Source organism: Streptomyces showdoensis (assembly GCF_039535475.1).
Lineage (GTDB): Bacteria > Actinomycetota > Actinomycetes > Streptomycetales > Streptomycetaceae > Streptomyces > Streptomyces showdoensis.
This window is the reverse complement of the sequence record NZ_BAAAXG010000026.1, coordinates 194,558-209,283: the sequence shown is the minus strand read 5'-3', so window position 1 is coordinate 209,283 and position 14,726 is coordinate 194,558. Positions and strand designations below refer to the sequence as shown.

Annotated in this window: 8 protein-coding genes; 4 read left to right on the top strand and 4 right to left on the bottom strand. The window is 73.5% G+C overall.

The window, feature by feature from the left end; genetic code table 11:
• Nucleotides 1-7 precede the first annotated feature (7 nt).
• The 4 genes from ABD981_RS13450 to fxsT all read left to right on the top strand — a co-directional run bounded on the left by ABD981_RS13450 (nucleotide 8) and on the right by fxsT (nucleotide 7,910).
• Nucleotides 8-3,142: an SAV_2336 N-terminal domain-related protein gene (locus tag ABD981_RS13450; RefSeq protein WP_131723849.1), complete on the top strand. Its 3,135-nt coding sequence runs from the start codon at nucleotides 8-10 to the stop codon at nucleotides 3,140-3,142.
• A gap of 159 nt (nucleotides 3,143-3,301) precedes the next feature.
• A complete protein-coding gene (locus tag ABD981_RS13445) occupies nucleotides 3,302-3,502 on the top strand; it encodes a hypothetical protein (protein ID WP_131723848.1) in 201 nt (66 codons plus the stop codon).
• Between the two features lie 72 nt (nucleotides 3,503-3,574).
• Nucleotides 3,575-4,852: an HEXXH motif domain-containing protein gene (locus tag ABD981_RS13440; RefSeq protein WP_046907268.1), complete on the top strand. Its 1,278-nt coding sequence runs from the start codon at nucleotides 3,575-3,577 to the stop codon at nucleotides 4,850-4,852.
• Nucleotides 4,853-4,910: 58 nt separating this feature from the next.
• Nucleotides 4,911-7,910 carry an FxSxx-COOH system tetratricopeptide repeat protein gene (gene fxsT, locus ABD981_RS13435; RefSeq protein ID WP_046907267.1) on the top strand — a complete coding sequence of 1,000 codons (3,000 nt, stop codon included), beginning with the start codon at nucleotides 4,911-4,913 and terminating at the stop codon, nucleotides 7,908-7,910.
• Nucleotides 7,911-8,013: 103 nt separating this feature from the next.
• Here fxsT and ABD981_RS13430 read toward each other — a convergent pair whose 3' ends face one another.
• From ABD981_RS13430 to ABD981_RS13415, 4 genes are all read right to left on the bottom strand, one after another.
• Nucleotides 8,014-11,805 carry a multifunctional oxoglutarate decarboxylase/oxoglutarate dehydrogenase thiamine pyrophosphate-binding subunit/dihydrolipoyllysine-residue succinyltransferase subunit gene (locus ABD981_RS13430; protein WP_345529264.1) on the bottom strand — a complete coding sequence of 1,264 codons (3,792 nt, stop codon included), beginning with the start codon at nucleotides 11,803-11,805 and terminating at the stop codon, nucleotides 8,014-8,016.
• A gap of 304 nt (nucleotides 11,806-12,109) precedes the next feature.
• Nucleotides 12,110-13,162: a HAMP domain-containing sensor histidine kinase gene (locus ABD981_RS13425; protein ID WP_205628280.1), complete on the bottom strand. Its 1,053-nt coding sequence runs from the start codon at nucleotides 13,160-13,162 to the stop codon at nucleotides 12,110-12,112.
• A 50-nt stretch (nucleotides 13,163-13,212) separates the two neighbouring features.
• The gene (locus tag ABD981_RS13420) at nucleotides 13,213-13,947 is read right to left on the bottom strand and encodes a response regulator transcription factor (protein WP_046910908.1); all 735 of its coding nucleotides are present in this window, start codon (nucleotides 13,945-13,947) and stop codon (nucleotides 13,213-13,215) included.
• Between the two features lie 60 nt (nucleotides 13,948-14,007).
• The gene (locus tag ABD981_RS13415) at nucleotides 14,008-14,691 is read right to left on the bottom strand and encodes a spermidine synthase family protein (protein ID WP_205628279.1); all 684 of its coding nucleotides are present in this window, start codon (nucleotides 14,689-14,691) and stop codon (nucleotides 14,008-14,010) included.
• Between the last annotated feature and the right edge of the window lie 35 nt (nucleotides 14,692-14,726).

Sequence of the window (14,726 nt, the reverse complement as noted above, 5' to 3'; positions counted from 1 at the left end):
TGGCCGGATGCACCGGACGAGCCGGATGCACCTGGAAGAACTCACCCGCAGAATGCGGGCCGGCGGCCAGGACCCGACCGCCGAGGAGGTCGCGGACGCCGTCTGGCTCGCCCAGTGGCTGCCGCGGGCCGACCCGGAGGAGCGGCCGGAGGGCCGGCCGCCCGGCCCCGCGCTGCCCGGACACCCCGAGGACCATACGGATCAGGCCACCGGCGAGGACACCGCCACCGTCCCGCGGACACCACCCGTCCCCACCGACCCGCCGGCCCGCGCCACCGAGACCGTCGACCTGCGGATGCGCTACGACAGCACGGGCCGCGGCGGCACCGGCGGGGCCGCCGTGCGCTCCGGCGCCGCCCTCCCCGTCCGCGCCCCCGGGGCGAACGCGCTGCCCGGACTCCTCGGCCTGCAGAAGGCGCTGCGCCCGCTGCGCCACTACGCCGCCCTCTTCCCGACCCGGCCCGGCGAGGGACGGCTGGACGAGGACGCCACCGCCGAGCACAGCGCAGCCTCCGGCATCCTCACGCCGGTGCTCCGCCCCGCCGCGGGCCGGCGCCCCGACATCCAGCTCCTCATGGACACCGGCCCCGCCATGGTCGTGTGGACCCGGATGGTCGAGGAACTGCGCCAGGCCTGCCAGCAGTCCGGCGCCTTCCGGGACGTCCAGGTGCACCGCCTCCACGACACCGGCGAGGGCCCGCCGCTCGTCACCACCACCTCCGACCCCGACGGCCGGCCGCGGCTGCGCCCCGGAGACCAGCTGCACGACCCGACCGGCCGCCGCCTCACCCTCATCGTCAGCGACTGCGTGGGCCCCCTCTGGCAGCGCGGCGCCGCCCAGCGGCTCATCCACCAGTGGCCCCGCCAGTCCCCGCTCGCCCTCGTCCAGCCGCTGCCGCCCCGCCTCTGGTCCCGCACCGCCCTGCCCGTCGAACCAGGCACCCTGCTGCGCCCCGCCGCCCCCGGCGGGCAGCCGCGCTTCGAGCCCGACGAGGCCCCCTGGGAGCCGGTCGCCCCCGACCTGCGGGCCGTGCCCGTGCTCACCCCCACCCCCGAGGCCTTCGCCTCCTGGGCCCGGCTGCTCACCGGACACGGCGGCGGCCCGGTCCGCGGCTGGGCCGCCCGGATGGGCCCCGAGCCCGCGCGCCCCCCGGGCGCCGGCGCGGCCAGGACCGCCCGGCGCGGCGACGAGGAGCTCCTGCGCGCCTTCCGCGCGGGCGCCTCCCCGGGCGCGGTACGGCTCGCGGTCCACCTCGCCGCCGCCCCGCTCGCCCTGCCCGTGATGCAGCTCGTGCAGCGCGCCATGCTCCCCGACACCGGCCCCATGGAGCTGGCGGAGGTGCTGCTCAGCGGATTGCTGCGACGGCTGCCCGGGCCCACCCCGTACCCCTGCTTCAGCTACCCCCGGACCGTCCAGGAGCATCTGCTCGGCTCGCTCGACCGGGGCGCCGCCGCGCTCGTCCTGAAGCACGTCTCCGAGTTCGTCGAGCGCAACTTCGGCCAGGGCATGCGCAACTTCCCGGCCCTCGCCGCCGCCCGCCTCGCCGGACACGGCACCGAGGAGGAGCCGGCCGGCACCGTCGGACCGGGGGAGGAGGCCGAGGAACCGGCCGACGCCGGGACGGAGCTCTTCGCCCGCATCCCCGCGCGCGTGCTGCGCTTCTATCAGCCCGACCTCGTCACCCCCGACCCGCTCGTCCGCGCCCGCCGCCTGCTCGACCAGTGGCGCGCCCAGTCCGACCCCTCGCTGCTCGCCGCCGCCCGCGAGCTGGCCGAGGCCGCCCTGGGCGGCGAGGACCCGGCCGACCGGGCCGGCGCCTCCGAGGACACCGCCGGCGCCCTCCTCGTCCTCGGCCAGACGCTGTACGCGCAGGCCGGCACCCTCGCCGCACGGGACGCGGGACAGCGCCGGGAGCTGCTCACCCGGGCCGTGGCCGAGCTCGTACGGGCCGGAGAGCTGACCCCGCCCGGCGGTGCCCCCTGGGCGGAGGCCCGCCTCGAACAGGCCGCCGCCCACCACGCCCTGTGGCGGCACACGGGCGAGGCCGCCCACCTGGACGCGGCCCTCGCCGCGCTCGGCACGGAGCCGGGGGCCGCCCCGGACGCGACCGGCTGGCCGGACGGTCACCGCCCCGCCCTCCTCGTGCGCCGGGGACGGCTGCTGCTCGCCCGCGGCGACGGGACGGCCGCCGCGGCCGCGTTCACCGCCGCGCTGGCCCTCCAGGAGAGCGGCCCGGTCCTGCTCGACCTGGCCGACGCCCTCCACCTCGCCGCCTCGCCGCCCGGGGCGGTCGCCGACGCGCTCGACCGGGCCGAGCCGCTGCTGGGCGACTCCCTCGCGCTGCGGCTGCGCTGGACCACCGCCAGGGCCCGGCTGTACGAGGCCACCGGCGACGGCCCGGCCGCCGACCAGGCGTACGAACAGGCCACCCTGCTCACCCCCGCCGAGGGCGAACAGCGCGGCCGGCTCCTGATGACCTGGGGCGAGTCCCTGATGCGCCGCGCCGCCGCCGGGACCGGCACCGAACCCGTCGACCGGGCCGAGTCCGTGCTCCGCGAGGCCCTCACCTGCCTGCCCGCCGCCGATCCCGCCCGTTCCCGGGCGCGGGTCCTCATCGGCAGCGTGCTCGCCCTGCGCTTCGACCGCGCGGGCTTCCTGCCCGACCTGTACGAGAGCCGCCACCTCCTCGACCAGGCCGTCCGCGGCGCGCGCGAACCCGGCCCCCGCGCGGAGGTGTGGCTGCAACTGGGCTGGGTCCGGCTCCAGATGAGCGAGGCCTCCCGGGACGGCCAGCTCGCCGACGCGCTCACCGCCTACCAGCGCGCCGCCGAGGACGCCCGCACCGCCCGCGGCGAGGTCCCCGGCACGGTCACCGCGGCCCGCGCGCTGCACGCCCAGGGCGCCGTCCTCTACCTGATGGGCCGGACCGGCCGTGCCACCACCGTGCTGCGCTCCGCGGCCGGACAGTGGCGCCGGCTCGACGCCGCCCTGACACCCCTCGACTGGGCGGACGTGGAACGCACCAGGACCCTCCTCGCCGAGGTCGAGGCGAACCCGCGGCAGCGGCCCGACCGGCTCTCCCGGGCGGACCGGCGCCGGATCGCGCCGCCGTGGTGGGCGTGGAGCGGGACGGAGGGGTAGCCGGAGGGCCGGGGAGAGACGGCGGAAACGGAACGGCTTGATAACGGGGGCGTGAATGGGCGCAGTTGAGTCGAACGGGTTTCTGAGTTCTTGGCGTCGGGAAGAACCGCTGCGCCGCTACGACCGTGGGGGACAAGGGTCGGTGAGGAGGAGCAGAGGGTGTTGGAGCACACGCAGTGGCCGACGACCGGTGCCGGCCGGGAGGCCGGATCGCCGCCCGCACCCCCGCCCGACCTCGCCGCCGTCGACCTGCGTACCCTGCGGGTCCTCGACCATCCCGAGGTCGTGGCCGAGGCCGAGCGGGTCCTCGGCCGGCCCCTGGAGCTCGGGGAGTCCTGGGTCAGTGAGGGCAATCCCTGAAGCACCCCTCGCCGACCGGCGGTTTCCGGTCAGTTTCCGGCCCGGGCGGCCCCTCGCCGGAGAGGGCGCGCGGTGACGACCGCCCCCCTGACCGAAGCCGAGTTCGCCGAACTGGCCAGGACCGGGCCCGCCGTCGTCGGCATGTCCGCGCTCCACGCCGGTCTGCGCGGCCGCCGGCAGCTGCTGCTGAAGGCCCTGCTCATCCGGGTGCAGCGCGAGCGGGACCAGATCGACCCGGGCGCGGTACGCGGCTTCGACGACGCCTGGCGGCTGCTCGAACGGGCCGAGCGGGCCCACCCCGTGGTGGTCCGCGACGTGCTCGACTATCCGACCACCGGCGCCTGGCTGGCCGCCGCCCTCGGGGCCGCCACGGGCGCGGAGCTGGGCCGGCGGCTGGGCCGCTTCGAGTCCATCGCCGTCACCGCCGCACTGCGGGCCGGCTGCGCCCTCGACCTCCGGGTCCTCGCGCCGCAGGGCGTCCTCTCCCTGGCCGGCGTCGGCCGCTTCCGCATCGGCGCCGAACGGGCCCGGATCCGGTCCCGCGCCCGGGTGGCCTGGATCGCCCCCGACGGCGCCCGGACCGCGCACGGCGCGCTCCTCCTCGCCCACCCCGGCACCGGACGGCTCGCCGGGCTCGGCCCCACCTGGAGCGGTCTGCGCGTGCTGCCCGGTGCCACCGCGCTGCTCGACGACCTCGACCCGTACCGGGTGCCGCCCGGCGGGATCGGCGCTCCGCCGCGTACCGCCACCGACCGGGCCGTCACCGACGCCCAGGCCTGGACGCGCCACTGGCGCGGCGCCCAGCAGCTGCTCGTCCGCGTCGACCCGGTCCGCGCGGCCGAGGTCCGTCGGACCGTCCGGGCGGTCGTCCCGCTCAGCGCCGGCGGCCCGCCCGCGGTGCCGATGAGCGCCACGCTGCGGGCGGCTCCCGGCGCCGTCCTCGCCTCGATGCCCACGAGCGCGCGGACGATGGCCGAGACCCTCGTCCACGAGATCCACCACAGCAAACTGGCCGCCCTGCACGAGCTCGTACCGCTGCACCGGTCCGGCCGGGCGGCCGTGCACCGGGTGGGCTGGCGCTCGGACCCGCGGCCCGTCGCCGGGGTCCTGCAAGGGGCTTACGCCCATCTCGCCCTCACCGACCTGTGGTGGCGCGCGGTGGAGTCCGACGGCGCTCCGAGGGCGTGGCGGGCGCGCGCGGGACAGCGGTTCGAGCGCTTCCACGTTCAGGTGGGCGGAGCCTTGGAGATCCTGCTTGAATCCGATGAACTGACCATCGCGGGGCGGGAGTTCGTGAACCAAATGCGGAGGCATCATGCGAGCCTCGGCGGAGTCCGAAGATCTCTTTGATAACACGGTGTAGCAGAATGCCGACAGACCGTGGCACGGGAGCGGATAGGGAGACGCGATGACGGAACAAGGGCGGACGGGCGCCGCGACGGCGCCGGAACATGTCCTGGTGGTCTTTCCGGGCTATCACCGCCCCTGGGCCGCCTGGATCGCACAGCGACTCGACCTCCAGGGCATCCGGAACACCCTGCAACGCTGGGACCCGCCCCGCGAGGTCCCCCTGGAGGACTCCCTCGGCGACTTGCTGCTCGCCCGGGGCCAGGTCCTCCTCGTCCTCAACGACTGGTTCTTCGAACTCGGCCCGCGCCCCGCCGGCGAATGGAACGACGTCCTGCGCGGCTTCGTGGCCGGCCACGCCGACCGCTTCGCCGCCGTCAACCTCACCAACCGGCCACTGCTGCCCGCCACCGCCGTCCTCGAACCCGTCAGCCTGTGGGGCATCGGCGAGGAGGAGGCCGAGGCCCGGCTGCTCAGCAGGCTCGGCATCGAGCCGCGCCGCTCCGCCTCCCGCCGCGTGCAGCACGGCTCCCTGGTCCGCTACCCCGACACGCCCCCCGAGATCTGGGGCGACGTCCCCCGCCGGAATCCGCGGTTCACCGGCCGGGACGACCTCCTCACCGAGCTCCAGCAGCGGCTCATGGACGCCGAGCGCGGCAACGCCGCCTGCACGCTCCTCGGCATGTCCGGAATCGGCAAGACCCAGATCGCCGCCGAGTACGCCCACCGCTTCAGCCCCGACTACGACGTCGTCTGGTGGGTCAGCTCGGACGACCGCAACGTCCAGCGCGACCGCTTCGGCGAACTCTCCGCCGTCCTCGGCCTCCCCGCCGGATCCGAACCCGGCGAACGCATCCGCGCCGTCCGCGAGGCCCTGCGCCGCGGCGACCCGCACGGCAAGTGGCTCGTCGTCTTCGACGGCTGGGACGACACCAAGGACGCCGAGGTCCTGCTGCCGCACGGCCCCGGCCACGTCCTCGTCACCTCGCGCAACCGCGGCTGGGGCGAGTACACCGACATCCTCCAGGTGCCCAGCTTCGACCGGGCCGAGTCCACCGGCTACCTGATGCGCCGCGCCCCGCACGTCACCGCCCCCGAGGCCGACGAGGTGGCCGCCGAGTTCGGCGACGTGCCCCTGCCGCTCGTCCAGGCCGCCGCCTGGCTCGGCGAGTCCCGCATGGAGGTCCCCGAGTACCTGCGGATGGTCCGTGAGGGCCGGCTGTCCACCGTCGACGAGCCCGCCGCCGTCGACGGCTTCCCGCACGCCTCCCTCACCTCCTGGTCGATACTGATCAACCGGCTCCGACGCTCCCAGCCGCAGGCCGTCGAGATCCTCAGCCTGTGCGCCTCCTTCGCCCCCGGCCGCATCCCCCTCGGCATCGTCCGCGCCTACCCGCAGGCCGAACTTCCCGAGGACCTGCGCTGGATGACCACGGACCTGCCCTCCTGGAGCCGGGCCCTCGACACCCTGGTCAACTTCTCCGTCCTCACCCGCGACGCGCGCGGACCCGCCAACGAGCTCGGCCCGCACCAGGAGTCGGTGCACATGCACCGGCTCGTCCACGACATCGTGTCCCGGCTCACCGACGGCCCGCACCGGGCCGCCCACCGCAAGGCCATCCGCACGCTGCTCGCCGAGGCCGACCCCGGCAACCCGATGGACAGCCGCCACTGGCCCCGCTACGCCGAACTCCTGCCCCACCTGGAGCCCTCCGGCGCCCTCGAAAGCCACAACCCGCGCGTCCAGACCGCCGTCCTCAACTGCCTGCGCTACTGCTACCGCAGCGGCGAGTACACGGCCGGCGCCCGGCTCGCCGAGAAGATCCGGGCCTGCTGGAGCGCGTTCATGCCGCCGCTCGCCCAGCCCATGCTCGACCTGACCACCCAGGAGGGCAACGTCCTGCGCTCCAGCGGCCGGTTCCGCGAGGCGCACCAGCTGGACCACGCCCTGCGGGAACGGCTCACCCAGGACGCCCCCGTCAACGAGCTCGGCGTCATGCTCTGCGGCGGCGCCATCGCCAGCGACCTGCGCCACCTCGGCCAGTACGGCGAGGCGGAGACCCTCCAGCGCGAAGTCCTGGACGAGTCCAGGAGGCTGCTCGGCGACACCGAGTTCGTCACCCTCGTCGCCCGCTTCAACCTCGGCCTCGGGCTGCGGCTCCTCGGGCGCTACCAGGAGGCGTACGACCTCGACGTCGAGACCCTCGCCACCCGCGAGACCGTCCTGCGCCCCCGCCACGCCAACACCCTCAACTCCGGCATCGCCCTCGCCCAGGACCTGCGTCTGCTCGGCCGCTACCGGGACGCCCTGGCCCGCCAGGAGTCCAACCTGAAGATGCACGTCCAGGTCCTCGGGCCGCTGCACCCGCAGACGCTCAAGGCCCGCGCGCAGCTGACCCTGTGCCGGCGCCGGGAGGGCGGCTTCCAGCGGGACATCGGCGCCATGATGGCCACCGCCCTCGACCAGCTGGAACAGGTCCACGGCCGGGGCCACTACGTCACGCTCGCGTTCATCAACGACTACGGCAGCTTCCTGCGCGAGCACGGCGACCTCGCCCAGGCCAGGGACCTCATCAACGAGGCCGAGGCCGGCTACCGCTCGCTCCTCGGCCCGGCCCATCCCTTCGCCACCGGCATGCTGTCCAGCACGGGGCTGGTCATGCAGGCGGCCGGCGAGCGGGCCGACGCGCTCGCGATGCTGGAGGCGTCCCTCGCCGGGCTGACCGCCTCCCTCGGCCCCGACCACCCGTGGGTCCTCGGCTGCGCCCTCAACGCCGGCGCGGCCCGCAACTTCAACGGCCGGGTCGCCGACGCCGCCGAGCTCAGCCGCGACGCCCTGCGCCGGGCCCGGCACACCCTCGGCGGCGAGCATCCGCTCACCCTGTCCTGCCAGATCGCGCTCGCCACCGACCTGCGCGGCCTGCGCGAGACCGAGGAGGCCGGGAAGCTGGAGGAGGACGCCCTGCTGACCCTCACCCGCACCCTCGGCGCCCAGCACCCGCACACCCTGTCGGCCCGTCAGCGGATCCGCCCGTACTGGGACTTCGAGGCCTTCCTCTGAGTCCGTGCGGGGGCTCCCGCGCGAGCCCGTGAGCGGTCGCGGACACGCCGGAGGCCCGGCACCCCGAGGGGGTGCCGGGCCTCCGTGGTGCTCGGGCTCCGACTCAGGCGTCGAAGACCTCCGAGACCAGCTGCGCCTGCTCGGCCTGGTGGCGCTTGGCCGAGCCGACCGCCGGGGACGAGGAGTGCGGGCGGGAGATCCGGCGCAGGCGCTCGCCCGCCGGGATGTCCGCGCCGACCGCCAGGTCCAGGTGGTCGATCAGGTTGAGCGCGATGAACGGCCAGGCACCCTGGTTCGCCGGCTCCTCCTGGGCCCAGATGTACTTCGCCGCGTTCGGGTACTTGGCGATCTCGGCCTGGAGCTCGGCACCCGGCAGCGGGTACAGGCGCTCGAGGCGGATGATCGCGGTCTCCGTGTCGCCGCGCTTCTGACGCTCGGCCTCCAGGTCGTAGTAGACCTTGCCCGCGCAGAAGACGACCTTGCGGACGTCCGCCGGGTTGACCGTCTCGTCGCCGATCACCGGGCGGAAGCCGCCGGTGGTGAACTCCTCGACCTTCGACGCCGCGGCCTTCAGACGCAGCATCGACTTCGGGGTGAAGACGATGAGCGGCTTGTGGTGCGGGTTGTGCACCTGCCAGCGCAGGAGGTGGAAGTAGTTCGACGGCAGCGTCGGCATGGCGACCGTCATGTTGTCCTGGGCGCACATCTGGAGGAAGCGCTCCGGGCGCGCGGACGAGTGGTCCGGGCCCTGGCCCTCGTAGCCGTGCGGCAGGAGCAGCGTGACGCCGGAGGTCTGGCCCCACTTCTGCTCGGCCGAGGAGATGAACTCGTCGACGACGGTCTGCGCGCCGTTGACGAAGTCACCGAACTGGGCCTCCCAGATGACCAGGGAGTCCGGGCGCTCCAGCGAGTAGCCGTACTCGAAGCCCATCGCCGCGTACTCGCTGAGCAGCGAGTCGTAGACGTTGTAGTGGGCCTGGTCCTCGGCCAGGTAGAGCAGCGGGGTGTAGTCCTCGCCGGTCTCCTGGTCCACGAGGACCGCGTGGCGCTGGCCGAAGGTGCCGCGGCGGGAGTCCTGGCCCGACAGGCGGACCGGGGTGCCCTCCATCAGCAGCGAGCCGATGGCGAGGGTCTCGCCGAAGCCCCAGTCGATGGTGCCGTCGTCGATCGAGGCGGCACGGCGCTGCATCTGCGGGAGCAGACGCGGGTGGACCGTGATCCGCTCCGGGATGTTGACCTGCGACTCGGCGATCCGCTTCACGACCTCCGCGGAGACCGCCGTGGTGACGGCGACCGGGAACTCGGGACGCGCGTCCGGGACCTGCGGGGAGGCCGGGGCGGCGGTGGCCTCGCGGACCTCCGCGAAGACCTTCTCCAGCTGGCCCTGGAAGTCCTGGAGCGCCTGCTCCGCCTCTTCCAGGGTGATGTCGCCGCGACCGATCAGGGACTCGGTGTAGAGCTTGCGCACCGAGCGCTTCTTGTCGATCAGGGTGTACATCTGCGGGTTCGTGAACTGCGGGTTGTCGCCCTCGTTGTGACCGCGGCGGCGGTAGCAGATGAGGTCGATCACGACGTCCTTGTTGAACGTCTGGCGGAACTCGAAGGCGAGCCGCGCGACGCGGACCACGGCCTCCGGGTCGTCGCCGTTCACGTGGAAGATCGGCGCCTCGATCATGCGGGCCACGTCGGTGGCGTACATGGAGGAGCGGGACGACTCGGGAGCCGCCGTGAAGCCGACCTGGTTGTTGATGACGATGTGGACCGTGCCGCCGGTGCGGTAGCCGCGCAGCTGCGACATGTTCAGCGTCTCGGCCACGACGCCCTGGCCGGCGAAGGCCGCGTCGCCGTGCAGGGCGACCGGCAGGACGGTGAAGTCCGTGCCGCCCTTGTTGATGACGTCCTGCTTGGCGCGGACGACACCCTCCACGACCGGGTCGACCGCCTCCAGGTGGGAGGGGTTGGCGACGAGCGAGACCTTGATCTGCTCGCCGTCCAGGCCGGTGAAGGTGCCCTGGGCGCCCAGGTGGTACTTGACGTCGCCGGAGCCGTGCATCGACTTCGGGTCGAGGTTGCCCTCGAACTCGCGGAAGATCTGCGCGTACGACTTGCCGACGATGTTGGCGAGGACGTTCAGGCGGCCGCGGTGGGCCATGCCGATGACGACCTCGTCGAGGCGCGACTCCGCGGCGGAGTCGATGACCGCGTCGAGCAGCGGGATGACGGACTCGCCGCCCTCCAGGGAGAAGCGCTTCTGGCCGACGTACTTCGTCTGCAGGAAGGTCTCGAAGGCCTCGGCCGAGTTCAGGCGGCGCAGGATGCGCAGCTGCTCCTCGCGCTCCACGCGGGCGTGCGGGCGCTCCACGCGGTCCTGGATCCACTTGCGCTGCTTCGGGTCCTGGATGTGCATGAACTCGATGCCGGTGGTGCGGCAGTACGAGTCGCGGAGCACGCCGAGGATGTCGCGGAGCTTCATCATCGACTTGCCGGCGAAGCCGCCGACCGCGAACTCGCGCTCCAGGTCCCACAGGGTGAGGCCGTGCTCGGTGATGTCCAGGTCGGGGTGCTTGCGCTGCTTGTACTCCAGCGGGTCGGTGTCGGCCATGACGTGGCCGCGGACCCGGTAGGAGTGGATCAGCTCGAAGACGCGCGCGGCCTTGGTGACGTCGTCGTCGTGCGAGGCGTCGATGTCCTTGAGCCAGCGGACCGGCTCGTAGGGGATGCGCAGCGACTTGAAGACGTCGTCGTAGAAGCCGTCCTCGCCGAGGAGGAGGTTGGCGACGATCCGCAGGAACTCGCCGGAGGCGGCGCCCTGGATGACCCGGTGGTCGTAGGTCGAGGTCAGGGTCATGACCTTCGAGATGCCCAGCTTGTTCAGGGTGTCCTGGGAGGTGCCCTGGAACTCGGCCGGGTAGTCCATCGAGCCGACGCCCATGATGACCGACTGTCCGGGCATCAGACGCGGGACGGAGTGGACGGTGCCGAGGCCGCCGGGGTTGGTCAGCGAGACCGTGACGCCGGTGAAGTCCTCCATCGTCAGCTTGCCGACGCGGGCGCGCTTGACGATGTCCTCGTAGGCCTGCCAGAACTCGAAGAAGTTCAGGGTCTCGGCCTTCTTGATGCCGGCGACGACGAGCTGGCGGTCGCCGTTCGGCTTCACCAGGTCGATCGCGAGGCCGAAGTTCACGTGCTCCGGCTTGACCAGGGTCGGCTTGCCGTCCTTCTCCGCGAAGGAGTGGTTCATCGCCGGCATGGCCTTGATGGCCTGCACCATCGCGTAGCCGATGAGGTGGGTGAAGGAGATCTTCCCGCCCCGGGCGCGCTTCAGGTGGTTGTTGATGACGATGCGGTTGTCGAAGAGCAGCTTCACCGGGACGGCGCGGACGGACGTGGCCGTCGGCATCTCCAGCGAGGCGTTCATGTTCTTCGCGACCGCGGCGGCCGGACCGCGCAGGGTGACCAGCTCGGGGCCGGCGGGGGCCTCGGTGGCCTCCTTGGCCTTGACCGGGGCCGGAGCCGCGGCGGCCGGCTTCGCGGGAGCCGCGGCCGGGGCGACGGGCGCCGCGGCGGGCTTCGCGGGAGCCGGGGCCGGGGCCGGCACCGTGGCGGCCGGAGCGGCGGCAGGCGCGGCCTGTGCGGGGCCCGTCTGCGGCGTCACGGGCGCGCTGGAGGCGCTCGGCGTGGTGGCGGCCGGGGCGGCGGGGGCCTCCGCGGCGCCGGGCTTGTAGTCGGCGAAGAAGTCCCACCAGGCACGATCGACCGAATTCGGGTCCTGGAGGTACTGCTGGTAGATCTCGTCGACGAGCCACTCATTGGCACCGAAGGCGGCGGCAGGAGACTTTCCCTGCCCGCTTTGGTCGGTCGGGGAGCTCGGGGTACTGGGGGACTGAGACGACACGGCGGCAACCGCCCTCTTCCGCTTCACAAGGTGATGGACAGCGGAAATAAAGGCTACGCCTCCCTGGCCGGGAGGTGCAGGCCGGGCACTCCAACGTCGCGCAAGTCACACTTGACGGGGTGTTTCAGTGCCATGAATGGCGGGAAACAAGCGTGGTTCTGCCCTCGTACGGGTAGGGGAAAGCGCGGGTGCGGCCCCCCTGGGGGCGCATCCCTGACCTGTTCCTGACCACGTCACGCGCGTCTCTCGTACGAGTGCTCGTACGGGTACACGCAGAACGCCTGCTTCCGGTTCGAACCCTACGTCAATCTCGCGCCGGAAGGCTGCCCGGAAGGGTGAGCCTGATGCGGCATCCCCGTGACGATTCGGCCACCCCGATGTGGCCACCGTGCAGATCCACCGCCCAGCGGGCGATCGCGAGGCCCAGCCCCGTGCCGCCGTCGCTGCCGGGGCCCTGCTGGGCGCGGACCGCGCCCCGGTTGAAGCGCTCGAAGACCTTGTGCCGCTCCGCCTCCGGAATGCCCGGGCCCTCGTCCTCGACCTCCACCTCCAGGGAGTCCGGGAACGGCCCGCGCCGGGCCCGTACGGTCACCCGGCCGTGCGGCGGCGAGTGCTTCACCGCGTTGTCGATCAGGTTCGCCATCACCTGGTGCAGCCGCTCGGCGTCCGCGTGCGCGGTCAGCTCCGGCGGCGACACGTCCAGGTGCAGGTGCACGTCCGTCCGGTTGTGGAGCCCCGAGCTGGTGGTCAGGCCGCGCTGGGAGGCCGCCAGGTTCGCCTCCCGCAGCACCCCGGAAAGGTAGGGCCAGACCTCGAAACGGCGCGTCCTGAGCTTCACGACACCGTTGTCGAGCCGTGACAGGTCGAGCAGCGTCTCCACCAGCCGGCCGAGCCGCTCGGTCTGCTTCAGGGCCGTCCGCATCGTCTCCGGATCGGCCTCGGAGACCCCGTCCACCACGTTCTCCAGCACCGCGCGGAGTGCGGCGATGGGCGTGCGCAGCTCGTGCGAGACGTTCGCCACCAGCTCCTTGCGGTGCCGCTCCACCGCCTCCAGGTCGTCCGCCATGCGGTTGATCGTCAGGGCGAGGTCGCCCAGCTCGTCCCGGCGGTCCGCGCCGCGCACCCGGCGGCTGAAGTCGCCGCGGGAGATCGACCCGGCCACCGTGTTCATCTCGTCCAGCGGCGCGGTCAGCGACTGCGCCACGAACTGGGTGATCAGCAGGGTCGCGATCATCGCGAAGATCGTGATGTAGCGGAACTCCGTCGAGGTGCGGATCGCGACCAGCGCCAGGCACGAGGTCAGCAGCACGGCCCCGACCACCAGGGCGCCCAGCTTGGTCTTGATCGAGATCACTATCCGGTGCCGCTCCCGCCGCGGGCGGTGGCCGGCGTCCCGCCGCGGCCGGTTCACGGCGCCGGGGTCTCCAGCGCGTAGCCGACCCCGTGGACCGTGCGGATGCGCTCGGCGCCGATCTTCCGGCGCAGCGCCTTGATGTGGCTGTCCACGGTCCGGGTGCCGGAGGCGTCCGCCCAGTCCCACACCTCCGCCAGCAGCTGCTCGCGGGAGAGCACCGCGCGGGGCGTGTTCGCCAGGCAGACCAGCAGGTCGAACTCGGTCGGCGTCAGGTGCACGTCCTCGGCCCTGACCCGGACCCGGCGCTGCGCGTGGTCGATCTCCAGCTCGCCCAGCCGCAGGATGCCGCTGCGCGGGGTGACCGCCGCCAGCGCGGCGCGCTCCACCCGGCGCAGCAGGACGTGCACCCGGGCGGCCAGCTCGCGCATCGAGAACGGCTTCGTCATGTAGTCGTCGGCGCCGACGCCGAGGCCGACCAGCATGTCCGTCTCGTCGTCACGGGCCGTGAGCATCAGGACCGGGACGGGGCGCTGGGCCTGGACCCGGCGGCAGACCTCCAGGCCGTCGAAGCCGGGCAGCATCACGTCGAGGACCATCAGGTCCGGCTGCCAGGCCTCCGCCGCGTCCACCGCTGCGGGGCCGTCGGTCGCCGTCTGCACCAGGAAGCCCTCGGCGCGCAGCCGCGCCGAGATGGCCTCCACGATGGTGGCGTCGTCCTCGACGACAAGGACCCGCCGCTGGGCCCCCGGAGTCGCCGCACCCTGGTGAGTGGTGTGTGTCTGCTCCATTGCCCCGCCTCGCGTCGCCGATGTCGGTGCAGCAGCCTAGAGGTACCGGCGGCGTCCCGGCTACGCAGGCCGGACGGCGAGGTGGACCGCGTCGGGGACGCCCCGGGCAACCGGGATCTCTTCGGTCCGTACCCCGCTGAATCCGGCATTCCGCAACGACTCTTCGAAATCGGCGGACGGCCGGGCGGACCACACGGCGAGGATCCCGCCGGGTGCCAGACGGTCCTTGCAGACCGCCAACCCCTGGGCCGAGTACAGGGATTCGTTGTCCTCGGTGACCGTCCAGTCGGGGCCGTTGTCGATGTCCAGGCAGAGGGCGTCGTACGTGTCCGGGGTGGTGCGGAGGTACGCCAGGAGGTCCGTGTGCAGGATCACGGTGCGCTCGTCCCCGAGCGCCCGGCCCGAGATCGCCGCCAGCGGGCCCGCGCGGTGCCAGTCGATGACCGCCTCCTCGCGTTCCGCGACCGCGATCCGGCGCCAGCGGGGGTCGGCGGCGGCGTGCGCGAGCGAGAAGCCGACGCCCAGGCCGCCGATGAGGACGGCCGGGCCCGAGTCGCGCGCCGCTTCCGGGAGCGCCGCCATCGCCGCGTCGACCAGGAGCCGCTCCGAGCGTCCGTCGGACGTGTCCATCAGGAAGGTGCCGTTGGCGATGATCTCGTAGACGTCGTCGTCCTGCGCCGTGGAGCGTCTGCGCAGGACCACCTCCCCGTACGGGCCCTCGCGGCGGTCGACGGTGACGGGGATGGTCGTCAAGGTGCGCTCCGTTCTCGTCCGTTCTC

Coding starts and splice junctions, on each gene's coding strand:
- ABD981_RS13450 (WP_131723849.1), top strand. CDS start 8: ATGCACCGGACGAGCCGGATGCACCTGGAAGAACTCACCCGCAGAATG.
- fxsT (WP_046907267.1), top strand. CDS start 4,911: ATGACGGAACAAGGGCGGACGGGCGCCGCGACGGCGCCGGAACATGTC.
- ABD981_RS13420 (WP_046910908.1), bottom strand. CDS start 13,947: ATGGAGCAGACACACACCACTCACCAGGGTGCGGCGACTCCGGGGGCC.